Origin of the sequence: Escherichia sp. MOD1-EC5495, from assembly GCF_002965965.1 — a bacterium.
Taxonomy (GTDB): domain Bacteria; phylum Pseudomonadota; class Gammaproteobacteria; order Enterobacterales; family Enterobacteriaceae; genus Escherichia; species Escherichia ruysiae.
The window spans coordinates 164,103-190,167 of sequence record NZ_PTRI01000003.1; the positions used below are offsets into that span (position 1 = coordinate 164,103).

General features: G+C 49.2%; 23 protein-coding genes. 6 read left to right on the forward strand and 17 right to left on the reverse strand.

Annotated elements, in window-relative coordinates; translation table 11 throughout:
- Window positions 1–6: 6 nt before the first annotated feature.
- The gene (yccS, locus tag BEG40_RS04050; RefSeq protein ID WP_000875031.1) at window positions 7–2,169 is read left to right on the forward strand and encodes a YccS family putative transporter; all 2,163 of its coding nucleotides are present in this window, start codon (window positions 7–9) and stop codon (window positions 2,167–2,169) included.
- On the opposite strand, the gene sxy is transcribed toward yccS, so the two are convergent.
- Entirely contained in the window at window positions 2,132–2,761 is a 630-nt protein-coding gene (gene sxy / locus BEG40_RS04055; protein WP_000839140.1) for a CRP-S regulon transcriptional coactivator Sxy, read from the reverse strand. The two genes, yccS and sxy, sit on opposite strands and share 38 nt — an antisense overlap.
- A 217-nt stretch (window positions 2,762–2,978) precedes the next feature.
- Between sxy and sulA the strand changes: the two genes are divergently transcribed.
- Window positions 2,979–3,488, forward strand: a complete 510-nt coding sequence (gene sulA, locus BEG40_RS04060; RefSeq protein WP_000288696.1) for an SOS-induced cell division inhibitor SulA — start codon at window positions 2,979–2,981, stop codon at window positions 3,486–3,488.
- Window positions 3,489–3,843: 355 nt separating this feature from the next.
- Window positions 3,844–4,896, forward strand: a complete 1,053-nt coding sequence (ompA, locus tag BEG40_RS04070; protein ID WP_016158018.1) for a porin OmpA — start codon at window positions 3,844–3,846, stop codon at window positions 4,894–4,896.
- A 75-nt stretch (window positions 4,897–4,971) separates the two neighbouring features.
- Here the strand turns inward: ompA and matP are convergent, their stop codons facing one another.
- Window positions 4,972–5,424 (reverse strand): macrodomain Ter protein MatP, encoded by a 453-nt coding sequence (gene matP / locus BEG40_RS04075; RefSeq protein ID WP_000877169.1) that lies wholly within the window; start codon window positions 5,422–5,424, stop codon window positions 4,972–4,974.
- A gap of 185 nt (window positions 5,425–5,609) precedes the next feature.
- On the opposite strand from matP, the gene BEG40_RS04080 reads away from it, so the two are divergent.
- Complete coding sequence (locus BEG40_RS04080) at window positions 5,610–7,370, forward strand: AAA family ATPase (protein WP_105284926.1); 1,761 nt, start codon at window positions 5,610–5,612, stop codon at window positions 7,368–7,370.
- A 68-nt stretch (window positions 7,371–7,438) separates the two neighbouring features.
- Window positions 7,439–7,957, forward strand: coding sequence for a bifunctional 3-hydroxydecanoyl-ACP dehydratase/trans-2-decenoyl-ACP isomerase (gene fabA / locus BEG40_RS04085; protein ID WP_000227927.1), 519 nt, complete (start codon window positions 7,439–7,441; stop codon window positions 7,955–7,957).
- 68 nt (window positions 7,958–8,025) lie between these two features.
- Here fabA and rmf read toward each other — a convergent pair whose 3' ends face one another.
- The 6 genes from rmf to rlmKL all read right to left on the reverse strand — a co-directional run bounded on the left by rmf (window position 8,026) and on the right by rlmKL (window position 16,123).
- Window positions 8,026–8,193 (reverse strand): ribosome modulation factor, encoded by a 168-nt coding sequence (gene rmf / locus BEG40_RS04090; protein WP_000828648.1) that lies wholly within the window; start codon window positions 8,191–8,193, stop codon window positions 8,026–8,028.
- A 255-nt stretch (window positions 8,194–8,448) separates the two neighbouring features.
- Window positions 8,449–9,012 (reverse strand): membrane integrity-associated transporter subunit PqiC, encoded by a 564-nt coding sequence (gene pqiC, locus BEG40_RS04095; protein ID WP_000759125.1) that lies wholly within the window; start codon window positions 9,010–9,012, stop codon window positions 8,449–8,451.
- A complete protein-coding gene (gene pqiB / locus BEG40_RS04100; protein ID WP_000445526.1) occupies window positions 9,009–10,649 on the reverse strand; it encodes an intermembrane transport protein PqiB in 1,641 nt (546 codons plus the stop codon). The genes pqiC and pqiB overlap by 4 nt, the downstream gene beginning before the upstream one ends.
- A 4-nt stretch (window positions 10,650–10,653) precedes the next feature.
- Window positions 10,654–11,907 carry a membrane integrity-associated transporter subunit PqiA gene (gene pqiA, locus BEG40_RS04105; RefSeq protein WP_000333155.1) on the reverse strand — a complete coding sequence of 418 codons (1,254 nt, stop codon included), beginning with the start codon at window positions 11,905–11,907 and terminating at the stop codon, window positions 10,654–10,656.
- 188 nt (window positions 11,908–12,095) lie between these two features.
- Complete coding sequence (locus BEG40_RS04110; RefSeq protein WP_105284927.1) at window positions 12,096–14,003, reverse strand: ABC transporter ATP-binding protein; 1,908 nt, start codon at window positions 14,001–14,003, stop codon at window positions 12,096–12,098.
- Between the two features lie 11 nt (window positions 14,004–14,014).
- A complete protein-coding gene (rlmKL, locus tag BEG40_RS04115; protein ID WP_105284928.1) occupies window positions 14,015–16,123 on the reverse strand; it encodes a bifunctional 23S rRNA (guanine(2069)-N(7))-methyltransferase RlmK/23S rRNA (guanine(2445)-N(2))-methyltransferase RlmL in 2,109 nt (702 codons plus the stop codon).
- A 97-nt stretch (window positions 16,124–16,220) separates the two neighbouring features.
- Between rlmKL and BEG40_RS04120 the strand changes: the two genes are divergently transcribed.
- Entirely contained in the window at window positions 16,221–17,330 is a 1,110-nt protein-coding gene (locus tag BEG40_RS04120; protein WP_105284929.1) for a YcbX family protein, read from the forward strand.
- On the opposite strand, the gene zapC is transcribed toward BEG40_RS04120, so the two are convergent.
- From zapC to BEG40_RS04165, 9 genes are all read right to left on the reverse strand, one after another.
- Window positions 17,327–17,869, reverse strand: a complete 543-nt coding sequence (gene zapC / locus BEG40_RS04125; RefSeq protein ID WP_001220664.1) for a cell division protein ZapC — start codon at window positions 17,867–17,869, stop codon at window positions 17,327–17,329. The genes BEG40_RS04120 and zapC overlap by 4 nt on opposite strands.
- 173 nt (window positions 17,870–18,042) lie before the next feature.
- Entirely contained in the window at window positions 18,043–19,053 is a 1,011-nt protein-coding gene (pyrD, locus tag BEG40_RS04130; RefSeq protein ID WP_010355464.1) for a quinone-dependent dihydroorotate dehydrogenase, read from the reverse strand.
- A gap of 110 nt (window positions 19,054–19,163) precedes the next feature.
- Window positions 19,164–19,874 carry a fimbrial chaperone gene (locus tag BEG40_RS04135; protein WP_010348853.1) on the reverse strand — a complete coding sequence of 237 codons (711 nt, stop codon included), beginning with the start codon at window positions 19,872–19,874 and terminating at the stop codon, window positions 19,164–19,166.
- A complete protein-coding gene (locus tag BEG40_RS04140) occupies window positions 19,867–20,382 on the reverse strand; it encodes a fimbrial protein (protein ID WP_000919390.1) in 516 nt (171 codons plus the stop codon). The genes BEG40_RS04135 and BEG40_RS04140 overlap by 8 nt, the downstream gene beginning before the upstream one ends.
- Window positions 20,383–20,389: 7 nt before the next feature.
- Window positions 20,390–20,932: a fimbrial protein gene (locus BEG40_RS04145; RefSeq protein WP_016231655.1), complete on the reverse strand. Its 543-nt coding sequence runs from the start codon at window positions 20,930–20,932 to the stop codon at window positions 20,390–20,392.
- A gap of 59 nt (window positions 20,933–20,991) precedes the next feature.
- Window positions 20,992–22,002 carry a fimbrial protein gene (locus BEG40_RS04150; protein WP_105284930.1) on the reverse strand — a complete coding sequence of 337 codons (1,011 nt, stop codon included), beginning with the start codon at window positions 22,000–22,002 and terminating at the stop codon, window positions 20,992–20,994.
- Window positions 21,993–24,593, reverse strand: coding sequence for a fimbrial biogenesis usher protein (locus BEG40_RS04155; protein ID WP_105284931.1), 2,601 nt, complete (start codon window positions 24,591–24,593; stop codon window positions 21,993–21,995). Before BEG40_RS04155 ends, BEG40_RS04150 begins: the two co-directional genes overlap by 10 nt.
- A 24-nt stretch (window positions 24,594–24,617) precedes the next feature.
- A complete protein-coding gene (locus BEG40_RS04160) occupies window positions 24,618–25,319 on the reverse strand; it encodes a fimbrial biogenesis chaperone (protein ID WP_016158009.1) in 702 nt (233 codons plus the stop codon).
- 82 nt (window positions 25,320–25,401) lie between these two features.
- Entirely contained in the window at window positions 25,402–25,944 is a 543-nt protein-coding gene (locus tag BEG40_RS04165; protein WP_000750302.1) for a fimbrial protein, read from the reverse strand.
- Window positions 25,945–26,065: the final 121 nt, after the last annotated feature.

The window sequence follows — 26,065 nt, forward strand, 5'->3', positions numbered from 1 at the left end:
AACATTATGGCTTTTATGCTAAGTCCTTTGCTCAAACGCTATACCTGGAACAGCGCCTGGCTGTATTACGCGCGTATTTTTATTGCGCTTTGTGGTACTACTGCATTTCCGTGGTGGCTGGGTGATGTAAAACTGACGATTCCGCTGACCCTGGGGATGGTGGCAGCGGCGCTGACCGATCTCGACGACCGACTGGCTGGGCGTCTGCGTAACCTTATCATTACGCTATTCTGCTTTTTTATCGCCTCGGCCTCGGTAGAATTGCTGTTTCCCTGGCCCTGGCTGTTTGCCATTGGCTTAACGCTCTCCACCAGCGGTTTCATTTTGCTCGGCGGTCTGGGTCAACGCTATGCAACAATCGCTTTTGGCGCGTTGCTGATCGCTATCTACACCATGCTGGGAACGTCTCTGTATGAGCACTGGTATCAGCAGCCGATGTATCTGCTTGCCGGTGCCGTCTGGTACAACGTCCTGACGCTTATCGGTCACCTACTGTTCCCTGTCCGCCCATTGCAGGACAATCTGGCGCGTTGCTATGAACAACTGGCGCGTTATCTGGAACTGAAATCACGCATGTTCGATCCTGATATAGAGGATGAAAGCCAGGCACCGCTGTACGATTTGGCTCTCGCCAACGGGCAACTGATGGCGACACTGAATCAGACGAAACTCTCGTTGCTGACTCGCTTACGCGGCGATCGTGGTCAGCGGGGAACACGTCGCACATTGCATTACTACTTTGTGGCGCAGGATATCCACGAGCGTGCCAGCTCTTCCCATATTCAGTATCAAACGTTGCGGGAACATTTTCGCCACAGTGACGTGCTGTTCCGTTTCCAGCGACTGATGTCAATGCAGGGACAGGCCTGCCAGCAACTGTCACGCTGTATTTTGCTGCGTCAGCCTTATCAACACGATCCACATTTTGATCGCGCTTTTACGCATATTGATGCTGCGCTGGAGCGAATGCGCGATAACGGCGCACCCGCCGATTTACTCAAAACACTGGGATTTTTGCTGAACAATTTACGCGCCATTGATGCCCAACTGGCAACAATTGAATCAGAACAGGCTCAGGCGCTGCCCCATAATAATGACGAAAATGAACTCGCAGATGACAGCCCGCACGGGTTGAGCGATATCTGGCTGCGTCTTAGCCGTCACTTCACGCCGGAATCCGCCCTCTTCCGTCATGCGGTAAGAATGTCACTGGTCTTGTGCTTCGGCTACGCCATCATTCAGATAACCGGGATGCATCACGGGTATTGGATCTTGCTGACAAGTTTATTTGTCTGCCAGCCAAACTATAACGCCACGCGCCACCGCCTGAAGTTAAGGATTATTGGTACGCTGGTGGGTATTGCGATTGGCATTCCTGTGCTGTGGTTTGTGCCGTCACTGGAAGGGCAACTGGTGCTGCTGGTCATTACCGGTGTTCTCTTTTTTGCCTTCCGTAACGTGCAATACGCTCATGCAACAATGTTCATTACGCTTCTGGTGCTACTGTGCTTTAACTTGCTGGGTGAAGGTTTTGAAGTGGCATTGCCTCGCGTAATCGATACGCTGATCGGATGTGCCATTGCATGGGCTGCGGTAAGTTACATCTGGCCAGACTGGCGGTTTCGTAATCTGCCCCGAATGCTTGAGCGCGCAACCGATGCTAACTGCCGTTATCTCGATGCTATTCTCGAACAATACCACCAGGGGCGCGATAACCGTCTGGCATATCGTATTGCTCGTCGCGATGCGCACAATCGTGATGCAGAGCTGGCGTCGGTGGTGTCGAATATGTCCAGCGAACCGAATGTCACACCGCAAATTCGCGAGGACGCGTTCCGGTTACTGTGCCTTAACCATACGTTTACCAGTTACATTTCTGCCCTCGGCGCACACCGTGAGCAGTTAACTAACCCTGAAATTCTGGCGTTTCTTGATGACGCAGTCTGCTATGTGGATGACGCGCTACATCATCAACCAGCCGATGAAGAACGCGTCAATCAGGCATTAGCTGACCTGAAACAACAGATGCAGCAACTTGAACCACGGGCAGACAGCAAAGAACCTCTGGTTGTACAGCAAGTCGGATTATTGATTGCATTACTACCAGAAATTGGTCGTCTGCAGCGCAGAATTACTCAAGTTCCGCAGGAAACTCCTGTTTCGGCGTAATTGAATCTGCCCATTCTGCAAGCTCCTGGCGGCGTGCCACCGGGAGCGCAGCTTCATGAATACCGAGAATTGCGCCTTCGAGCATAAATAAGATTTTTTCTGTCACCAGACTGTTCTGTTGCCGCAGTCGCAACCAACACATTTTCGCCCCAAGAATACGTAACGCCCGTACATCCTTAATCCCCACTTCCCCAAGAATAGCCTCAAGATGGTAAGACATATTGGGTAAATCTTTCAGCCGTTGCCGGATATTGCGCGTACTTTTCTCTTTAAGCGCAGCGTCCAGAGAATATTTCGACAGGCGCACCAGCTTTTGTTGATTTCGCCATAGGCTTTCATCGACCCGGTAGTAATTGAGGGTAACAAACCGCCCACACTTTTTATATGTCAGCCATACTGGCGGATGTTTTACACAGTATTGTGCACTTTGTTCACAAGCCCGAAGATACAACTCGCCATCAGAAACCATTGCAAATACCGTGTCATCAACGGTCAGACTGTAACTACCAAACAATGATCGGTATTCAATAGTGCCCAGCGTAGCCAGGTATTCTTGTGACTTATAGATCCGCTTATAAGAGAGGCTTTTCATAAAATTCCTTTTAAAATCATAATATAAAAGAATGATTCACATTAACGGATCCGTTAAATACGAAAATAGGCAACTTATTATCAAGGGGCAAGATTAATTTAAGTTTTCAGGTCACCAACGACAAAATTTGCGAGGCTCTTTCCGAAATTAGGGTTGATCTTTGTTGCCACCGGATGTACTGTATATTCATACAGTAACTCACGGGGCTGGATTGATTATGTACACTTCAGGCTATGCACATCGTTCTTCGTTGTTCTCATCAGCAGCAAACAAAATTGCGCGTGTCTCCACGGAAAACACAACAGCCGGGCTAATTAGTGAAGTTGTCTATCGCGAAGATCAGCCCATGATGACGCAACTGCTGCTTTTGCCATTGTTGCAGCAACTCGGCCAGCAATCACGTTGGCAACTATGGTTAACACCAAAACAAAAACTGAGTCGTGAATGGGTTCAGGCCGCTGGACTACCTTTAACGAAAGTGATGCAGATAAACCAGCTTTCCCCTTGCCATACAGTGGAATCAATGGTTCGCGCTTTACGCACGGGAAATTACAGCGTGGTGATCGGTTGGTTAACAGATGATCTGACAGAAGAAGAACATGCAGAGCTTGTGGATGCCGCTAATGAAGGTAACGCAATGGGGTTTATTATGCGTCCAGTGAGCACATCCTCTCACGCCACGAGACAACTTTCCGGGGTAAAGATTCACTCTAATTTGTATCATTAAGTAAATTTAGGATTAATCCTGGAACTTTTTTTATCGCCCGTCTGACGATTTCACTCATGGCTAACTTTCCCTGCGGAGGCTTGTCTGAAGCGGTTTCCGCGATTTTATGCTGTAAAGTGTCGTTAACAAAAAAGGTTAAACGCGCCTTATACAAATCTTTTTTTTCATATGCCTGACGGAGTTCACACTTGTAAGTTTTCAACTACGTTGTAGACTTTACATCGCCAGGGGTGCTCGGCATAAGCCGAAGATATCGGTAGAGTTAATATTGAGCAGATCCCCGGTGAAGGATTTAACCGTGTTATCTCGTTGGAGATATTCATGGCGTATTTTGGATGATAACGAGGCGCAAAAAATGAAAAAGACAGCTATCGCGATTGCAGTGGCACTGGCTGGTTTCGCTACCGTAGCGCAGGCCGCTCCGAAAGATAACACCTGGTACACTGGTGCTAAACTGGGCTGGTCCCAGTACCATGACACTGGTTTCATTCCTAACAATGGTCCGACCCACGAAAACCAACTGGGTGCAGGTGCTTTTGGTGGTTACCAGGTTAACCCGTATGTTGGCTTTGAAATGGGTTACGACTGGTTAGGTCGTATGCCGTACAAAGGCGACAACATCAATGGCGCATACAAAGCTCAGGGCGTTCAGCTGACCGCTAAACTGGGTTACCCAATCACTGACGATCTGGACATCTACACTCGTCTGGGTGGTATGGTATGGCGTGCAGACACCAAGGCTAACGTACCTGGTGGCGCATCCTTTAAAGACCACGACACCGGCGTTTCCCCGGTATTCGCAGGTGGTGTTGAGTACGCGATCACTCCTGAAATCGCTACCCGTCTGGAATACCAGTGGACCAACAACATCGGTGACGCACACACCATCGGTACTCGTCCGGACAACGGTCTGCTGAGCCTGGGTGTTTCCTACCGTTTCGGTCAGGGCGAAGCAGCTCCGGTAGTTGCTCCGGCTCCGGCTCCGGCTCCAGAAGTACAGACCAAGCACTTCACTCTGAAGTCTGACGTTCTGTTCAACTTCAACAAAGCAACCCTGAAACCGGAAGGTCAGGCTGCTCTGGATCAGCTGTACAGCCAGCTGAGCAACCTGGATCCGAAAGACGGTTCCGTAGTTGTTCTGGGTTACACTGACCGCATCGGTTCTGATGCTTACAACCAGGGTCTGTCCGAGCGTCGTGCTCAGTCCGTCGTTGATTACCTGATCTCTAAAGGTATCCCGTCTGACAAGATCTCCGCACGTGGTATGGGCGAATCCAACCCGGTTACCGGCAACACCTGTGACAACGTGAAACAACGCGCTGCACTGATTGACTGCCTGGCTCCGGATCGTCGCGTAGAGATCGAAGTTAAAGGCATCAAAGACGTTGTAACTCAGCCGCAGGCTTAAGTTCTCGTCTGGTAAAAAACCCCGCTTCATGCGGGGTTTTTTTTCGTCTTCAGTAAAGTAAATAACCCTGGCAAGTTATTCCTTACCCAGTAAGGCCTGCAAATCCTGCTTCAAAGAAGACATTTTATTTGCATATTTCTCTTTGTTTTCCGCATCTTCAATCAGCTGGACAATCGTTTCGGAAAGTGTTTTACCGCGCCGCTGTGCAAGACCTGCCAGCCGTTGCCAGACAATAAATTCCAGATCGATTGATTTCTTACGCGTGTACTGATGTTCCGCATTAAAATGGCGTTTCCGTCTGGCCCGAATTGTCTGCTTCATGCGATTGACCAGCTCTGGATTCATATGCTTGTCAATCCAGCCATTTACCAGCACGGGTTCATTTTCCAGCGATAGCAACACGTCAACGGCTTCCTGGGCGGCACTGGCTTCTACGTAACGGGTAATTAACTCCCCTTCACGGTGTTTCTTCACCAGATACTTCCATTTCCAACCGCTTTCCAGATTTTCAAGTTGTTGATATTTCATAGCGATCTCAATGTTACCGTGTAACTCTTTACAGAATATCAGTTTTTTAACTGTGTGATGAAAAGAATCTCCATCCTGTGAGCTTTCGCGCGCACGACAGGTCTTTTGTCATCGCTTTCCACGTGTGCTGAAGTGCCGGTTACGGTATAATCGCATCTTTGACAACAGACTAAAAAACATCAACTTTGACCATTACGAAACTTGCATGGCGTGACTTAGTGCCTGATACCGAAAGCTATCAGGAAGTATTTGCACAGCCACATTTGATTGACGAAAACGATCCTTTATTCAGTGATACTCAACCGCGACTGCAATTTGCGCTGGAACAGCTACTGCATACGCGAGCATCCTCCTCTTTTATGCTGGCAAAGGCCCCGAATGAGTCTGAGTATCTGAATCTTATTGCCGATGCCGCACGTGCGCTACAAAGCGATGCAGGCCAACTGGTGGGCGGTCATTATGAGATTTCCGGCCACACCATTCGCTTACGTAACGCAGTTAGCGCAGATGATAATTTTGCGACTTTAACGCAGGTTGTCGCTGCCGACTGGGTAGAAGCAGAACAAGTCTTTGGCTGCCTGCGCCAGTTTAATGGCGACATTACCTTGCAGCCAGGCCTGGTGCATCAGGCAAATGGCGGTATTCTCATCATCTCTTTGCGTACTCTGCTGGCGCAACCTCTGCTGTGGATGCGGCTGAAAAATATCGTTAACCGCGAATATTTTGACTGGGTAGCGTTTGATGAGTCGCGTCCTCTCCCTGTCTCCGTTCCTTCAATGCCACTGAAGCTGAAAGTCGTTCTGGTCGGCGAACGCGAATCATTGGCCGATTTCCAGGAGATGGAGCCAGAACTCTCTGAGCAGGCTATTTATAGTGAATTTGAAGATACCCTTCAGATTATCGACGCCGAGTCAGTAAGCCAGTGGTGTCGCTGGGTGACATTCACCGCCAGACATAACCACTTGCCTGCGCCGGGAACTGATGCCTGGCCGGTACTTATCCGCGAAGCCGTCCGCTACACCGGTGAACAAGAAACGCTGCCGCTTAGCCCGCAGTGGATCCTCCGCCAGTGTAAAGAAGTCGCTTCCTTGTGCGATGGCGATACCTTCTCCGGCGAGCAGCTAAACTTAATGCTACAGCAGCGTGAATGGCGCGAAGGTTTCCTCGCCGAACGGATGCAGGATGAGATCCTTCAGGAGCAGATCCTGATTGAAACCGAAGGCGAACGCATCGGGCAAATTAACGCCCTTTCGGTCATCGAATTTCCGGGCCATCCGCGCGCTTTTGGCGAACCTTCTCGCATTAGCTGCGTTGTGCATATAGGTGATGGCGAGTTTACCGATATCGAACGCAAAGCCGAGCTTGGCGGCAACATACACGCTAAAGGGATGATGATCATGCAGGCGTTCCTGATGTCGGAGCTTCAGCTTGAGCAACAGATCCCTTTCTCAGCATCGCTAACTTTTGAGCAGTCATACAGTGAAGTGGACGGCGATAGTGCCTCGATGGCTGAACTCTGCGCCCTGATAAGCGCCCTTGCCGATGTGCCGGTGAATCAGAGTATCGCTATTACGGGTTCAGTCGATCAGTTCGGTCGCGCCCAACCGGTCGGTGGTTTGAATGAGAAAATCGAAGGCTTCTTTGCGATTTGCCAGCAACGTGAGTTAACGGGGAAACAAGGTGTCATTATCCCTACCTCTAACGTTCGCCATTTAAGTCTTCACAGTGAACTTGTGAAAGCGGTAGAGGAAGGCAAATTCACCATCTGGGCAGTAGACGATGTGACTGACGCACTGCCGTTATTATTAAATCTTGTGTGGGATGGCGAAGGCCAGACAACGCTGATGCAAACTATCCAGGAACGTATTGCGCAAGCATCGCAACAGGAAGGACGTCACCGTTTTCCATGGCCATTACGTTGGCTGAACTGGTTTATTCCGAACTGATCGGACTTGTTCAGCGTACACGTGTTAGCTATCCTGCGTGCTTCACTAAAATAAGGCTTACAGAGAACATGGTAGATAAACGCGAATCCTATACAAAAGAAGACCTTCTTGCCTCTGGTCGCGGAGAACTGTTTGGCGCTAAAGGCCCGCAATTGCCAGCACCAAACATGCTGATGATGGATCGAGTGGTCAAAATGACCGAGACCGGCGGTAACTTCGACAAAGGCTATGTCGAAGCAGAACTGGATATCAATCCAGACCTATGGTTCTTCGGCTGCCACTTCATCGGCGATCCGGTAATGCCGGGATGTCTGGGTCTGGATGCGATGTGGCAGCTGGTAGGGTTCTACCTTGGCTGGCTGGGCGGCGAAGGTAAAGGCCGCGCACTGGGTGTAGGCGAAGTGAAGTTCACTGGTCAGGTTCTACCTACCGCGAAAAAAGTGACCTACCGTATTCACTTTAAACGCATTGTTAACCGTCGCTTGATCATGGGTCTGGCAGACGGCGAAGTGCTGGTAGATGGTCGTCTAATCTATACCGCCAGCGACCTGAAAGTCGGTCTGTTCCAGGATACTTCTGCATTCTGATTTAAATCAGGCTACATATTAAAGGCGAAACCTCCGCATTGCGGAGGTTTCTTTTTAAAGAGACAGAATCAGGCCATTACTACCCTGTCCGCCATGGCTTCTCGCCAGCCTCCCAGCCATTGTGACCTTTGATTCAGCGTCTGATAGGGACACATTTCTTTTGAGCGTCCGGCGATGCCGGCCTGATAACCACGTTGATGTGCCCGTTCCAGGCGATCTCGTTTTTGTCTCTTCATGCCTCGTTTCCCTCATACTGGTTTCTGGTGGAAAAGAAAACAGTGATTACTAAATGTGCAATCACAGTTAAGCAATACCGCGAATCATAACTGCCGTCAATGCGCAAAATTCACGCCACTGTCATATTTGTGAGCCATACAGGCATGTTGGTTGTACAAAAAATGTGAAGCGGAACAAGTTTTTCTCGATGGATTAAACAAAAAAACCGCCTCAGGCTACATGCCGGAGACGGTTATATTTACAAATATTTATAATTAAGGTAGACGCTTTATCTCTTGCGCAATAGCAGCGGCTTCCTGACTCCAGACACTGGCCAGCACTTTGACCATTTCATCGTAGCCATCCTGATTTTGCACCCCTTCCAGACGGAACGGTCGTTTGATCAATTGTCCCTGGTGGTTCAACAGCCACTCGCCACTGACAATGACCTTGCCATCATAGCGACCATTAAACTCCGTTACGGTTACGTTGAGCGTGTCCTGGGCGCTTCCCAGAGGCTGGGAGGCAACCACCCAACCGGGGAGCTGCGTACTCAGATTAGCAACCAGGGTGTTGCGCAACTGTTGATCCAGCGGGCTGGCCCACAGGTTGTTGTTGGCAATCACATACTTCACATCACTGGTCTGATAAACCACCCCATTCCCCGCCAGATAGTCTGGAACAACGACTTGCTCTACCCATAACAGGCGATTGCCCTGGCTGGCGGTACTTTGCGTACCGCTCTGCACAACAGGTAACTGGTAATAGTTTTTATTGATCTCGCCGGAGCTGCATCCGGCCAGCCACAGTGCCGCAATCGTCACTAGCCACTTTTTCATTGTTTCGCCCTCTTCGGCTCTGGATCTTTTTTGTCCTTCGCTTCAAATACCAGCGCGTTACTCTTCTCATTAAGCGTTTTCAGCACCGGTTGCAGTTCACGCAACACCTGATCAAGCCGCTGCATATCCGCCACCATCTTGTTGTAGGCTGCGGAGCCAGGCTGGAAGCCCTGCATACTGCGATTCAGCTCACGCAACGTTGACTGCATATCCGTCGGCAACTGCTGCATCGACTGGCTGGCAAGGATCTTGTTCATGCTATCCAGCGTCGCTTGCAGGTTTTTCATCGTGCGCTGGCTTTCAGACAGCGTACTGGTCGCCTGCTCAATCATCGGATTCAACGGCAGCTTGTTGATCTTATCTAATGCTTCCATCAGACGTTGCTGGATTTGCGCCAGACCGCCGCTAACGGTCGGGATAATCTGATAACCATTAAATTCACGAATACCGGTTATTGCTGGCGTATTTGGATAGAAATCGAGATCAACATAGAGCGCGCCAGTGACCAGATTTCCGGTCTTCAGCGATCCGCGTAAACCACGTTTCAACAACTCTCCAAGGTGCTTAACGACATCCGCATTTTCGCCAAGCTGCATTTTCAACCGTTCCGGTTCAATGCGAATGAGTACCGGAATACGGTAATCATCATTAAATGTCTGACGCATATTCGGCGCAAAGAAAGGTACTTTACTTACTGTACCCAGGCGAATACCCCGGAATTCTACCGGAGCGCCAGGCTGCAAGCCGCGTACCGAATCTTTAAAGAACATCAGATAGTCAATGTGATCGGTGTATAGCGAATCCTGAATGCTCTTCTGGTCGTCATACAAAACGAATGCGGTTTTCGGCGCAACAGGCTGCCCTAAATCCAGACCTTCCGGCACGTCAAAGCTAACGCCGCCGCTGAGTAGCGTTGTCAACGAGCCCATCTCTACGCGCATTCCCGCTGACGTCAGATCAACCGCAATGCCACTATCTTTCCAGAAGCGAACATTGCCGGTCACCAACCGGTCATAAGGCGCATTGATGAACAGTTGATAGCTGATATTGCGTTTTTGCGTATCGAAGGTGCTGGTTTCAACCGAACCTACCCGATAGCCACGGAACAGCACCGGATCTCCCGGCGAGAGTTGTCCGGCTTTTTTGCTATCAAGAATCACACGAATACCTTTCGCATCAGGCGGTGCCAGCGGTGGCGAATCGAGCAAATCATAACTTGCCTGTTTGCTGCCTTTCGCCCCCGGTTGCAGTTCGATATACACACCGGAAAGCAGTGTGCCCAGGCCACTAATACCTTCTCGACCTATCTGCGGTTTTACTACCCAGAAGACGGTATCTTTATGCAGCAGCTTCTCCATACCGGCGTTCAGGCGCGCTTTGATTTCAACGTGCGTCAAATCATCGGCTAGCGTTGCGCTCTCGACCACGCCGACGTCAACACTACGGCTTTTAATGGTAGTCTTGCCGCCCTCAATCCCTTCCGCATTCGCGGTGATCAGGGTAACTTCCGGCCCCTGATGACTGTAATGATAAAAAAGAACCCACGCCCCTATAAGCGCCGTGACGATAGGAAATATCCACACGGGAGACCAGTTCTTCACTTTCTGGATTTTGGCTTCCCCATTATTAGATTCCATACTGTCAGGACTCCTCATGCACTGATTCAGGTTGACGATCCCACGACAAGCGTGGATCAAACGTCATCGCAGAAAACATTGTCATTATGACGACTAAAGCAAACATTAACGCACCCATTGCCGGATAAATACTCATTAAACCTCCCATACGCACCAGCGCCGAGAGCACCGCAATCACGAAAACGTCAATCATCGACCAGCGGCCTACAAACTCAACAACTTCATAAATTAAATGCATTCTTTCGCTGTCACGCTTGCCGTGCCCTTTGGCATCCCAGCACAACCATGCGATGGCGATCATCTTTAACGTTGGCACCATGATACTGGCTAAAAAGATAACCGCAGCAACAGGGTAAGAACCTTCACTCCACAACAGGATGACCCCGGCGAGAATTGTCGACGGCATCTTCGAACCTAATAAATCGGTCACCATGATGGGTAATAGATTAGCCGGGAGATACAGCATGATGGACGTAACAAGCAGCGCCAGCGTCCATTGCAGGCTATTTCTGCGCCGAACGTATCCTTTCGTGCCGCAACGCGGGCACACCGTTTCATCGGCGGGAAGGATCGCCGTACAGCAAGAGCAAGAGCGCAATCCTTGTCGGATACCCGTAATGCCCGGTTTTAACGGCTTAAGTAGTTCTGGCATCGGCGCAATATCATCCCACAACCAGCGACGATCAACGCACTGAAAGGCGCGCAGTTGCAGCACACAAAATAAACACCAGGGGAGAAAACTGCTGCCCACACCAATACTGCCGTAGGCCATCAGTTTGACGAAACTGACCAGCACACCCGCGAGGAAAATCTCTGCCATTCCCCAGGTTTTGAGTTGAAAGAGCACCCGTGCCAGTTGCTCTTTCAGACGTACCGGTAATTCGGCGCGATTCACCAGAAGCAGAATGGTAATCAGGCAAAATGCAGGAACCAGTTGCACAAACAACAAGAAAAAAGTGCCGAGGCTGGCGTAGTCCTCAGAAAACAGCACGCCCGGAATTTCCAGTAATGTAATTTCACTGGTAACTCCTGCGACGTTCATATTCACAAAAGGGAATAAGTTGGACAGCAACAGCATGAACAGTGCGGCCAACGCATAGGCGGTAGGACGCTGCCGGGGCGCGTCCCACGCAACGGTTAACGTTGTGCCACACCGAGGACATGCCGCTTTCTGACCATGCTCAAGGTGGGGTAATGCCACCAGCATGTCACACTGCGAGCATAAGATATGCTTCGCGGCATGATGATGTTCGCACATTGGTACTCCTTAATGATGCGCTATTCTACAGATTGCTGACAAAGTGTCCTTTTTTCATGCCGGATGCAGCATAGGTGCCTTTACCGGTCTGAGAGAATACAAATAGTTTCCCCCATGCCTGATAAGCGTAGCGCATCAGGCAATTTTACCTTTGTCATCAGCCTCTATATCAATCAACTGTTTTGCGATCAGCCACCATTTTTTAACGCTTCAAGATACTCCCAGCGTTCAAAAGCCTGCTCCAACTCCTGCTCCGCAGCAGCCAGATCAGCGAGCACTTTTTGCGTATGTTCATGAGACTGGCTGAAGAAGGAGGCATCCGCCACCTGCGCCTGTAAGGCTTCCAGCTTCGATTCCAGATCTTCAAGCAATTGAGGAAGCTGTTCCAGTTCGCGCTGCAATTTATAGCTTAGTTTGCTAGTGTTGCGTTTTACAGTTTCTGTTTTTGGCGCTGCCGCTTCTTCGGTTTTTTTCACCACAGGCTGTTTAAGCGCCACATACTGTTCTTGCTGACCACGGGCATCATGATAACCGCCAACATAACGACCAATTTTGCCGCCGCCTTCGAAGATCCAGCATTCTGTAACGGTGTTATCGACAAACTGACGATCGTGGCTTACTAACAACACCGTCCCCTGGTAGCTGTCGATTAGCTCTTCAAGCAGTTCGAGCGTTTCGACGTCAAGGTCGTTGGTCGGTTCGTCGAGGATCAGTAAATTGCTTGGCTTAAGGAACAAGCGCGCCAGCAGCAGACGGTTACGTTCCCCGCCAGAAAGCGCACGCACCGGCGTCATCGCTCGTTTCGGATGGAACAGGAAGTCCTGCAAATAGCCCAGCACGTGACGTGGTTTACCGTTAACCATCACCTCTTGCTTACCTTCTGCCAGGTTATCCATTACCGTTTTATCGGGATCGAGTTCCGCGCGGTGTTGGTCGAAGTAAGCTACTTCCAGTTTGGTGCCGACATGAATACGCCCGCTGTCCGCTTGAAGTTGACCGAGCATCAGTTTCAGTAGCGTGGTTTTACCACAGCCATTCGGGCCAATCAGGGCAATTTTGTCGCCACGTTGAACCTGGGCAGAAAAATCTTTCACCAGTTGCTTGCCGTCAACCTGGTAGCAAACGTCTTCCATTTCGAAAACGATCTTACCGGAGCGGCTGGCCTCTTCCACCTGCATCTTTGCCGTACCCATTACCTCGCGGCGTTGGCTACGTTCACGACGCATCGCTTTCAATGCACGCACGCGACCTTCGTTACGGGTACGACGCGCTTTGATCCCCTGACGGATCCACACCTCTTCCTGCGCCAGTTTGCGGTCGAACTCGGCGTTTTGCAGCTCTTCCACGCGCAGGGCTTCTTCTTTTTCCAGTAAATACTGGTCGTAATTCCCTGGATAGGTCACCAGCTTGCCGCGATCGAGATCGACAATACGCGTCGCCATATTGCGAATAAACGAACGGTCGTGGGAGATAAAAATAATCGTCCCGTTAAAGGTTTTCAGGAAACCTTCCAGCCAGTCGATGGTTTCGATATCCAGGTGGTTCGTCGGTTCGTCAAGCAGTAACACGCGCGGATTGCTCACCAGCGCGCGTCCCAACGCTGCTTTACGCAACCAACCGCCGGAAAGTGACGACAGCGCAGCATTGGGATCTAACCCCAGTTGCGCCAGCACTTCGTTGATGCGGTTTTCCAGCTGCCACAGGTTGTGGTGATCCAGCTGTTCCTGAACCTTCGCCAGTTCGTTGAGATTTTTCTCGCTCGGGTCGTTCATCACCAGGCGCGAAATATCGTGATAGCGTTTCAGATATTCCGCTTGTTCTTCAATGCCTTCGGCAACGAAATCATAAACGCTGCCCTCGACGTTACGCGGCGGATCTTGTTGCAAACGCGCAACGATCAAATCTTGCTCATAGATTATCCGACCGTCATCCAGCCCCTGTTCACGGTTGAGGATTTTCATTAACGTCGATTTGCCTGCGCCGTTACGGCCCACCAGACAAACACGTTCGTTATCTTCGATGTGCAATTCTGCGTTATCGAGAAGCGGCGCGTCGCTGAACGACAGCCATGCGCCATGCATACTGATTAATGACATTACTATTCCTTTCAGGCTGCGGTAATCAGCCAGCAGTTGTGGATCTGGCGGTTACGGGCGAAATCCTGGGAGAGCGTTTTTTGCGTAATTTCTTGAGCTTTCAGTCCCAGTTTTGCCAGTCCGTCAAGATCCATACGGAAGCCGCGTTTGTTGTTCGAGAACATGATCGTCCCACCTGCACGCAGCAGACGTTTCAAATCTTTCATCAGCGCCAGATGATCGCGCTGAACATCAAACGCATCTTCCATTCGTTTTGAGTTAGAGAAGGTTGGCGGATCGATAAAGATCAGATCGAACTGTTCATTAGCTTCACGCAACCACGCCAGGCAATCGGCCTGAATCAGGCGATGCGCACGACCGGTTAAGCCATTCAGACGCAGGTTGCGTTCTGCCCACTCCAGATAAGTACGCGACATATCCACGGTGGTGGTGCTGCGTGCACCGCCTAATCCCGCATGCACGGTGGCGCTACCGGTATAGGAGAAAAGGTTGAGGAAATCTTTGCCTTTACTCATCTGACCGAGCATACGACGGGCGATACGGTGATCGAGGAACAAACCCGTATCGAGGTAATCCGTCAGGTTCACCCACAGGTGCGCGTTATATTCGGTGACTTCAAGAAACTCGCCCTTCTCGCCCAGTTTCTGATACTGATTTTTGCCTTTCTGGCGTTCACGGGTTTTCAGCACCAGTTTGTTTGGCGCAATCCCCAGTACCGAAATGGTCGCAGCGATAATATCGAACAGACGTTGACGCGCTTTGTGCGCATCGATGGTCTTCGGCGGCGCGTACTCCTGCACGACCACCCAGTCGGCGTAGCGGTCAACAGCGACGTTGTATTCCGGCAAATCGGCGTCATACAGACGATAACATTCAATCCCTTCCTGACGCGCCCATTTTTCGAATTTCTTCAGGTTCTTACGCAGACGGTTGGCGTAATCTTCCGCCACCATCGCCGGTTTGCTGTCCGGAGTACTTTCAGCAACGTGGTAATTTTTCTGCACGCAGTCCAGCGGGCCATTTTTCGCCTTGTACTGTTTGTCTGCGCGCAATTGCAGACAACTTAACAAATCCGGTGAGGCGCTGAATAAAGAGAGATTCCAGCCACCGAACTGGTTTTTCATGATTCTACCCAACAGACTATGCAGCGCAATCAGCGCCGGTTCGCTGTCCAGACGCTCGCCGTACGGCGGGTTGCTCAGTACTGTACCATACGGTCCTTTTGGCAGCGGATTGGTCAGTTGCGCGACATCTTTCACGTCAAAAGTGATCAGTTCGCCAATCCCCGCCAGGCGGGCGTTAGTACGCGCACGTTGAATCACCCGCGCATCGCTGTCGGAACCGTAGAAATGAGAGCTGTATTCTGCCAGACCTTTACGAGCACGAGTTTGCGCTTCCGCTTTCACTTCCTGCCAGATGGCTTCGTCGTGCTGCGCCCAGCCGCTAAAGCCCCAACGCCCACGGTGCAAGCCCGGCGCGCGGTCGGTCGCCAGCATCGCTGCTTCAATCAGCAACGTACCGGAACCACACATCGGGTCAAGCAGTGGTGTTCCTGGCTGCCAGCCGGATCGCATCACAATGGCAGCCGCCAGTGTTTCTTTGATTGGCGCAATACCGGCACGGTCACGATAACCACGCAGATGCAAACCATCACCACTTAAGTCGAGAGCGATACTGGCGGTTTCTTTATGTAGCCAGACATTAACGCGGATATCCGGCGCATCGCGATCAACATTTGGTCGCGGCAGATTTTTACGCGTGAAAGCATCAACAATTGCGTCTTTAACTTTCATCGCGCCGTACTGGCTGTTGCGGATAGTGTCATTCAGACCGCTAAAGTGGACAGCAAAGGTCGCGCCAGGATTAAACATCTCTGTCCAGTTGATCGCCTGAACGCCGAGATAGAGGTCTAAATCGCTGTAAACCTTACACTCGCCCAGCGGCAACATAATACGCGAGGCCAGGCGGCTCCACATCAGGCTCTGGTATATAAGCCGCGTGTCGCCCTTGAAATGGACCCCACCCTGAACCACCTGGCATTCAACGGCCCCCAGGTTTTCCAGTTCAGTTTTTAACAGCTCTTCCAGCCCACGGGCCGTACTGGCAAACAGAGAATTCATATCGTCACTTTTACTCTAAGAAAATTGTTGCGCATTATAGCTAATAAGTCCGTCATGTCATAAAGTTGAGGGCTTATTTTCATTTGGGGACCGCACCGTGGCGACATTAACCCGGCTTTTTATTCATCCTGTTAAATCCATGCGTGGCATCGGTCTGACACACGCTCTTGCAGATATCAGCGGGCTGGCCTTCGATCGCATTTTTATGCTGACAGAACCTGACGGTACGTTTATTACCGCTCGCCAGTTTCCGCAAATGGTACGGTTTACCCCTTCTCCCGTGCATGACGGCTTACATCTCACCGCGCCCGATGGTAGCAGCGCGTGGGTCCGCTTTGCCGATTTCGCCAAACAGGACGCACCAACGGAAGTGTGGGGTAACCATTTTACTGCGCGCATTGCGCCAGATGAGATTAACAAATGGTTAAGCGGATTTTTCTCCCGCGACGTGCAATTGCGCTGGGTGGGGCCGCAGATGACGCGGCGCGTAAAACGCCACAACACTGTACCCCTGTCATTCGCTGATGGCTATCCGTATCTGCTCGTCAATGAAGCTTCATTGCGCGATCTCCAACAACGCTGTCCGGCAAGTGTCAAAATGGAACAATTCCGCCCCAATCTGGTTGTTTCTGGCGTAGCCGCGTGGGAAGAAGACACCTGGAAAGTGATTCGTATTGGCGATGTGGTGTTCGATGTGGTGAAACCTTGTAGCCGTTGTATTTTCACCACCGTTAGCCCGGAAAAAGGGCAAAAGCATCCGACTGGCGAACCATTAAAAACGCTGCAATCTTTCCGTACAGCCCAGGATAACGGCGATGTCGATTTCGGTCAAAACTTAATTGCCCGTAACAGTGGTGTTATCCGTGTTGGCGATGAGCTGGAAATCCTGGCGACAGCACCGGCAAAAGTCTACGGTGCGGCCGCAACGGACGATACTTTCCCTGCGCCCCAACAACCGAATGCGAATGTTGATATCAACTGGCAAGGGCGGGCATTTCGCGGTAATAACCAACAGGTACTGCTGGAACAATTAGAAAATCAAGGGATTCGTATTCCCTATTCTTGCCGTGCCGGCATATGTGGAAGTTGTCGTGTTCAGCTTCTCGAAGGCGAAGTCACCCCGCTGAAAAAATCAGCTATGAGCGACGATGGAACAATTCTTTGCTGTAGTTGCGTACCGAAGACTGCATTGAAACTGAAAAGTTAAACGGCTTGTTCAAGGCTGACGCTGTCATAACTCACATGCGGTCTCAGCCTGTCATTCATAATTTTGATGGCGTCACCCAGTTGCATGGCGCGCCCGGCGATAATGACGCAAGGTTGCGCCAGCAGGCACAGTGCGGCATTTTCGCCAGATTCAATAACCAGTAAATTGACCTGCTCATTGGTGTCGCTTAACCAGACACAGGCAGCATCACCCGACGCTGGTGCCCACATTTCGCCATGAGAAACAAAATGCCAGCTTTTCGGCATTTGCGGTTTGAGATAACGAATCGCTACCAGTGCATTAAGCACCAGTTCAGCTTTTTGTTCTTTTGATAAGTTAAGGTCGCGGCATTTTTCTTCAAACGTGAAATAGAGCGCGGCGTCATCAACGCAAAATCCCGCAGGAGAAAAAGCATCCGGCGTCAACATTTTACGTGCAAAACGTGAGCGAAACAGCATACCATTGGCTAAATCAAGCATCATTCGATCATGCTCTTCATCGTAATACCAACGCCAGTTATCGTCTGGTTTAATTCGCATATGCCTCTCCTCTACCCTATAAATTCACTGCAACACATTCCATTGTCGCTTTGCTTAATAACCTCAACAAGAAAAGTACAAAATGTCTAAATAAGTAACAGGAATGAATATAAAACAACCAGGGCTGAAAATAAAGCCCTGATTATCTTATAAAGAGAAAGTGAAAGAAATAATTAGATATGAGTAACGATTTCTTTAATCAGCGGCGGCCCTTTAAAAATAAAACCAGAATAAATTTGCACCAGTGAGGCTCCTGCGGCTATCTTCTCACGGGCAGCGATAACCGAGTCAATACCACCAACACCAATGATCGGTAAACGACCATTTAATTCCTGCGACAAGCGGCGAATAATTTCTGTGCTTTTTAATTGTAACGGACGACCACTTAAGCCACCGGTTTGCTCGCAATTTTTCATTCCCTGAACTAAAGAACGATCGAGGGTGGTATTAGTCGCAATAACGCCATCAATATTATGGCGTACCAAACTATCGGCCACCTGGATCAACTCCTCTTCAGAAAGATCCGGCGCGATCTTCACTGCGATCGGCACATATTTATGGTGCATCGCTTGCAAATCATTTTGCTTATTTTTAATTGCCGTTAATAAATCATCCAGTGCTTCGCCATATTGCAGAGTACGTAATCCTGGGGTATTCGGTGATGAAATATTGATGGCGATATATCCTGCATAGGCGTAGATTTTCTCCATACAAATCAGATAGTCATCTTTGCCTTGCTCAACCGGTGTATCTTTATTTTTACCGATATTAATTCCCAGAACACCATCATAATGTGCTTTTTTAACGTTCTCAACGAGGTTATCAACGCCGAGGTTATTAAAGCCCATACGGTTGATCAAACCTTCGGCATCCACCAGGCGGAAGAGACGTGGCTTGTCATTTCCTGGTTGTGGACGAGGGGTGACAGTGCCGATCTCGATCGATCCAAATCCCATTGCGCCTAAAGCGTCAATACACTCCCCGTCTTTATCAAGACCGGCAGCCAGACCAAGCGGATTTTTAAAGGTCAGTCCCATGCAGTTAACCGGTTTCGCTGGAACGTTCTGTCGAACAAGTGCTTCAAACGGCGTTCCGGTAATGCGACGTAATTGCTGAAAAGTAAACTCATGAGCGCGCTCAGGATCGAGCTGGAAAAGGGCTTTACGAACGAAGGGGTAGTACATGAACTCTCCTGGATTCCCGGTGTGCAAACCGGGTGCGTATTATGTGCGAGTTCGGATCAAAAGGGAATTGACCTGTGGCAAAAAAAGCGCAAACGTTTTCTGAACCTGTTTTAGGGCAAATTTTGCTCCTTCTTTTCACTCAAACCGCCGTAATCATTTATCGTCCGCCAGGAGACCTGGCACTGCGCCACTGACTGGCACCAACTTGTCTGACGCTGACTTTTAGGAGCCACAACCCCCGCGTTGCTTAGCGGTTGACCATTTACGCTAACCTGAATCAAGTTGATGTAGTAAGGCGTGGGGTTAATCAGTTGCACCCCCTGCGAAGTCCGTGACCAGCGTAATTGTTGATAAGCCTCCAACGGATCGCCTTGCAAACCTTCGGGTCGCCAGAACAGTTTAAATACTGAACGCATCGCCACTTTCACGCTTTGATTTTCCACTTTGCCAGAAGGCACGCTGGCAATGCTTAATTCGAATAGCGTTTCACGATCCGCAGGTAATAAATTGCTTTCAGTTTTCAGCAAGCGCAACGTTCCTGTGGTTCCCGGCTTCAACAGAAAAAGCGGCGGAGCTGCCAGTAATGGTGCTGATGTGGCAGGTGCATCTCCCCCCGCCCAGCGTACAGGGCGATTAATTTTACTGTTGATAAGCCAGGATTCCTGACTGGTATTGGTCAGTGAAATCGAAATCGATTCTCTGTCAGCAGGAAAGACAAATCGCGTTCCCCCAACCACAACCCCCGCCTGTAACTCTCCCGCTACCAGCAGGAGTAAGACGACAAAAATAGACAGCGTAAATCTGTTCCAGATATTAGTCATAATGAAGTACAAATGTCGCGCTGGCACTCACATTGCCTGACTGCACACCGCCACCGACAGGTCGCAGTTGCGCATAAAACGTTAATGGCACATTACCGCTATGTAAGCTGTAGTCTTTGCTCGCCTGATTAAGCGGTATCAATATCTTCGCATCATCCAGAATCGCAATAGCCAGCCCACTGGCTGCATCCGTACCACTTTCAATGGACAGCATTTCGCTCTGCATTCCGTCGGGTATTCCTGAAAAGGTGACGTCTACCGTGCTGACATCTGTTCCGCAATCCTGCAAATTAATCATGAAAGATTTCTCCGGACCATAATTCCCATGAGAAAAACGCGTCAGCGAGACATCACCTAACGGTACATTAATTTGCTTGCTATCCTGTGCCAGTACGCACGTGTTACGGCGAAACGATCCACTGATGTTTACCGTGCCATCATGAGCAAACACCGTGCCGCCTCCCGTTAATCCCAGCAAGCACAGAATCAAGATTATCCGTTTCAACATCACTCCTTCACTGGTAAACCAGATCAAAATACAGGACAGCAGTCGCATTACCGCCCGTTGCTCCCGTCTTTGTAGACTTGTAACGCAGTTGATACTTGAGTGTGTTATCCCCTGCTTTTAAGGGGGTGAGCGGCTGTACCTGGTTGAGCGGGATTTCTTGCTGGGTTTGTGCATCGAGAATTTGCACGGCAATCCCCGTTGCCATTCCACCGCTTCCGCCTGTGTCGGTTAATTTGAGTAATGTCGGTGCAAGGGAATCAGCTTCGCCGCTAAAAAGGACATCCGCGCCAGTAATACCAGCGGCACAGCCGGTAATATCAATATTCAAATCAGCAGCAGTGCTTACGGTATTCGCGGTCTGAAAATCGCTGATATTAAAATCACCAATATGGATATTTTGTAATGCGCTTTTAGTAGAGACATCGCAGCCCTGATCGACCACATTGCCATAAATATGCATACTGACCTGCTCAGGTCCAGCCGTCCCGACATGTGCATTAAGCAGAGTCAACGACAAGACAACATACTGAATTATTGTATTTTTCTTCATGTATTCACGCGTCAGTCAAAGTTTATTCTTACCGTCGCCGTGGCTTCAAAGCGCCCGGTTTACGGTGGTACGCCCGTCGTGCTGACCGGATAAACATTCATTCGCGCGATACTGTCCGCATCATCAGGAATTGAGAGCGGTAGCGTTCCTCCTGCTGGGGAAATAATATTGTTCTGGCTGTCAGTGACTACAACACCGACACCGGGACGTGAAGTCTTAATCGCCTGGGGATAATTGGGATCGCTGGTTGCCGTCAGACTTAAATTAACGTTAACCAGTCCGGAGTTTCCGGTATTACACCTGACAGGAATCGATAGACCTGCGGTATTGGCTCCCAGTGGTTTATGACCCACAACCCGAAAGTTAGCGGCAAATACATCCCCCAAATCCACTTCGATGGTCTCTCCGGCGTTAACAGAGCATGATTCCAAAGAATTGATAGTACCTGACAGGTAATACACCAGAACCGGTGTACCTGTGGCCGTACAGGAATTACCTGCGGGTATGTTGTAACATTCGAATAATCGCGCCAGCGCCATCGGCGGAATGGTTACCGAACCGACAAACGGCTGTAATATTTTCAGGGAAAAACTCCCGCTATTGCCGCTTGCTCCCTGGCCACCTAATCGTTGCCCACCAGGATCGCAAATATGCCATCGGTTGTCAGACCCTGTACCAATATTTTCAAACGGTACTGCAGTTGGAGAATTCCCTTTCACCTGGAGCAATACCTTAGCCGCCAGATAGTCGTTGATTTTGTACCAGCTGTCTCCTAAATAGGGTAACGGTGAATCAGCAGCGAATGCCCACAGACCACTTCTGACATTGTCTTTATCGCAATCACAGGAAACATAATAATCATTCGATTCGTTCCACTGATAAAATTTATCTTTGACAACTCCTGCTGTATTTTCTTCTTCGTCGAGAGTTTTAACGCCAAAATTAACGCCAATATAAGGGTTCCCCTGCGTAACATGGCACTGTCCGGTATAAGCAGCGGCTTGAGCGCCCCAAAGTATTAACACGGCAGCAAAAATCAGTCGTAATAATGAAATAGAATTTATCTGCATATGGCCTCCATACGCGTAATCGCTGAGTTAATTTGCTGTTCGGTTAGTTGATAACTTATTCGGCAAGCCTGATCGGAAGCTTCGCCCCAGCGTACGGTTATCGTTCCCTTCGCCGGTAAACCTGACATATAGAGCGAACCATCATCATCAATAATGCCGCTATTTGTCTGTACGCCATCCAGTGTTGCCATCGCGCCAAAGCGCAGCGGCATACCCTGCTTTGATGTTTTCATTAATACTCTGGCCCCAACATGGGCACTGAATTGCGCCAATACCAGCGCCCCTTTGGTGGGCACCACGTTTACTACTGCATTTTCAATATCCACATTACGTCTCAACGACGCGGCATCGAGCGCAATGCGATTTTCCCGGTAAGAAGTGGCATAAGGGACAACGGTATAGCCGCGCCAGTCGGTTTTCAGGCCAGTGCTGTTTGCCACTCGGGTATTTTCTGCGCCCGGAGCAGCAATCAAAACATTTGTTTCGCCCAATGATTGACCCAACGTAATACCGTGCGAATGGGCAACTAAACCGCCTGAAAGTGCATAATTAAGCTGTTGCTGTCGGGCATTATCGCTGTAGTTATATCCCACTCTGGCATCACCAAACGCACCCTTGTAATCCATGCTGGCGCTGCCGTTGGCGGTTTTTCCTTCGCTGTTATAACCCTGTTGCACGCTATAACTCAGATTACCGTCGTCGAGTAATGTCTCCGTTAAACCCAGGTTTTGCGTTATATGTCCCTCGTTATCGACGCTGGTATTTGAGGTCACCCAGGCGTAATTCTTTTTCGCGGTATAGCTATCATTAGTCTTTGGAAGCAATAAACTGAACGGTAAGGAAAAATTCAGCGCAAATACCTGGTCAGCTTCAGGCTGGCCACGTGATTTACTGTAGTTCCACGATAGTCCCAGGGAAACATCTTTAATTTGCGTGTTATAACCAAACTGTAATAACCGATCCTGTTGATTCGTATGCCAGTATGTCTGCTGACTGCCGCTTAAATAAAACGAACCGTACTCGCCTAATTGCTGGGAGATATTGAGCTGAAGTTTGCCGCGTTTGGTGTAATACAAATTGTAATAACGCGACCACATCGGCGTGTCTTCGTCATCACCGTCATTAAATTCGTAACCATCCATGTGTTTATACATAGTGTCGGAAAGTGTGTAGAAACCGGAAGTAGAATAGCGATAGCCCATCAACTGAAAATTAGTGCCAAACTGGTTAAGCGTTTTGGCATACAGGAAACGATACGACTGACCTTTATGTTCACTTTGATCTGCCAGTGTACTCTTCGCCTGGGTTGCATCGAACGAAATTGCCCCGAAATCGCCGAGGTTAAACCCCATGCCAAACATCGCAGCACGGTAATATTCAGCATATTGCCCACCGCCATACCAGGTCATTCCCCACGGCCCACCCCATTGCAGCGTAGCCTGAGCAAATTTACTTTCTTGTTGGTCATTGCTATTGGTTCTGTATTTCGCCAGTGTCACCGCGTATTTGATTCGCCCCTGACGCTGGAGCAATGGCACGCTGGAAAAAGGTACGCTGTAACTATTGACGCTGCCGTCAGCTTCTTTAATTTCAACCAGCAAATCACCACTAGACGATGTGGAATAGAGATCACTAATTTCAAAAGCACCAGGCGAAACATAGGTTTGGTAGATGGTATAGCCGTTTTGTTTAATTGTTATCTGAGCATTGCTTTTTGCGATACCACGCACCACTGGCGCAAAGCCTTTCAAACTGTCTGGCAGCATGTTGTCATCTGACGCCAGTTGCACGCCACGAAAGCTGACGCTATCGAAAAAATCGCCTGCTGTATAATCATCACCCACGGTCAATTCACCTTTTAATGGAATAACTGCCCGCTGCAGGTAGCTGCTGAGATTCTTCCATTCTGCGGGTTGCCCGCTACTACGACTCCATGTTGAATTGTTGCGCAATCTCCACGAACCTAAATTCACGCCACTGTTTAAATTCAGAAAATAGCTGTCGCCAGAATCACTGCTTGTACTGCTGTGAATGCTGTTAGCACCGCTAAATGAATATCCCAGTAATAGCGCGTTGATCCCTTCATCCCAACGTTCAGGGGGAACGTAGCCACGAGCGTTACTTTTGATGGCGATTTGCGGTACTGAAATTTCCAGACGGAGTTTATTCACATCAAAGGTCACGCTGGCATCGGGAATAATCTCCGTCAACGGCGCGCACGCTTGTTTGTCCAGTTGTTTAAAAGCCGGAAACGCGTCAGTATTCACGCCCATTGCATCCAGGCTTTCAGTCGTTAAACAGGCAGCAATCCCCTTCTCTGGCGTTATCTCAACAAAATTGACGTTGCGCGTATCTACAATTGTCTGATTCAGAACAATATCGACACGATAAATCCCTGGCGTTATTTTTTGTCCTTTTTCGAAACGGGACAAATCGGCCACCATTGAGGGATCATCTTTGAAAAAGGCAGGATCGAACCAGGTTTCAGCTTGTGCATTGAACGCCGCCGACACAAACACCACCAGCCCACCAATAAACGATGGCACTCCACCAGAGCTTAACAGGCTGTGTTGTCGTTGAGTTCTATGCATCTCGCTCTCTTAACTGAAGACGACTTACGATTTACAGTTGAGTTGCGGCGTTTCCGCCCCATAGTCATTGATTGTTTGGTACGTTACGCTGCTGTTTTTGGCTCCCTTAGGCAGAGAGAATTGATATTTATCAACGGGGGAGATCATTTGATTTTTAACCGTTTTCCCACCTATTTTCAGGTTTGTAAGGGTAATGAAGTAAGGCGTTGGATTACTGACCGTAATCACGTCGGCTGACGAGGTGCAACGCAGTTTTGCCGGAGCCTCACTAACGGAATACGGTAAACCTTTTGGTCGCCAGAACAGTTTGATAACACTTTGCGTGGCAATCTTCAGGGTATTGCCCTCTTCCCGCTTTGTTGTGGCAGGAACGGCACGCACACTGGTATAGAAAAGGCTTTCCCTGTCTTTTGCTAACGGTGCACCAATATACATAATGCGTAACAGATTCTCATTTGCCGGATTCAGCACAAATAGCGGTGGCGTAATAATAAAATCTGCTGATTTTTTATTATCCGGCGTCATCACCCATGACTGAATAAGATAAGAAACATCAGGACTGGTGTTACGCACGCCAAGTGAAATTTGTTCTTCACTTTCAGAATAAACCAGACGCGTGGCGGCAAGTCCTACTCCACCTTTACCTGCGGCCCAGACGGACATACAGTTTAGTAATATTACCGTTAAACTTACGGTCACAATTCCCTTTGTTATGCAAGTTTTCATAAATAGGTACTCTTAAAAAATATGAATATCCCCTCCAGAACACTGGAGGGGTACTAATTAATAAAACAATTAATGAGTTCTATTAATAATAGTTAATATGGAAATCAGTTACCGCATTAACATTACCTGAAGTCGCTTTACCCGTAGCGATATAATCAACTTTAAAGGTCACTGTTTGCTCAGCAGAATCCGCTAACTGAATATTTTCAGTTTCCGTACCGGGAGTCACTGTTGTAGTACCATCCGGCATATACATTTGTAGAGCGACATTAGTCGCTGCATCGGTAGAAGCCTGGTTGGCGAATGCTGTAGTCTGTGTGGCGTCAGCCGTACCGCTAAAGGTGAAAGCAGCATTTTTAGTTACAGTAACATCACAGTCTTCTAATGCAATTGGTACATCAGTTTTTACACCAGAGACTGCGCCATTACTTTGCAACTTCGTTGCACTGACATTTGGCAATGTGACTATTGAATCTTTCGTCGCAGCGACCAGCGTGCAGGCAGGTGCGATGACTTTACCATTAAACGTTACTGTACCGTCCGTGATGGCATTATCATCAGCCGCCATAACGCTGGAAGTTGTACATACCACAGTTATAAACGCCGTCAATACACTTTTTTTCATCGTTATCATCCTGATTTCTTCGTAAATATGATAATGCCTATAAATGACATCGCATTTAATAATATCAATAATTGTCCGCTATTTAAACCGGGTCTATTCACCCAAATAAATGACATTTTCT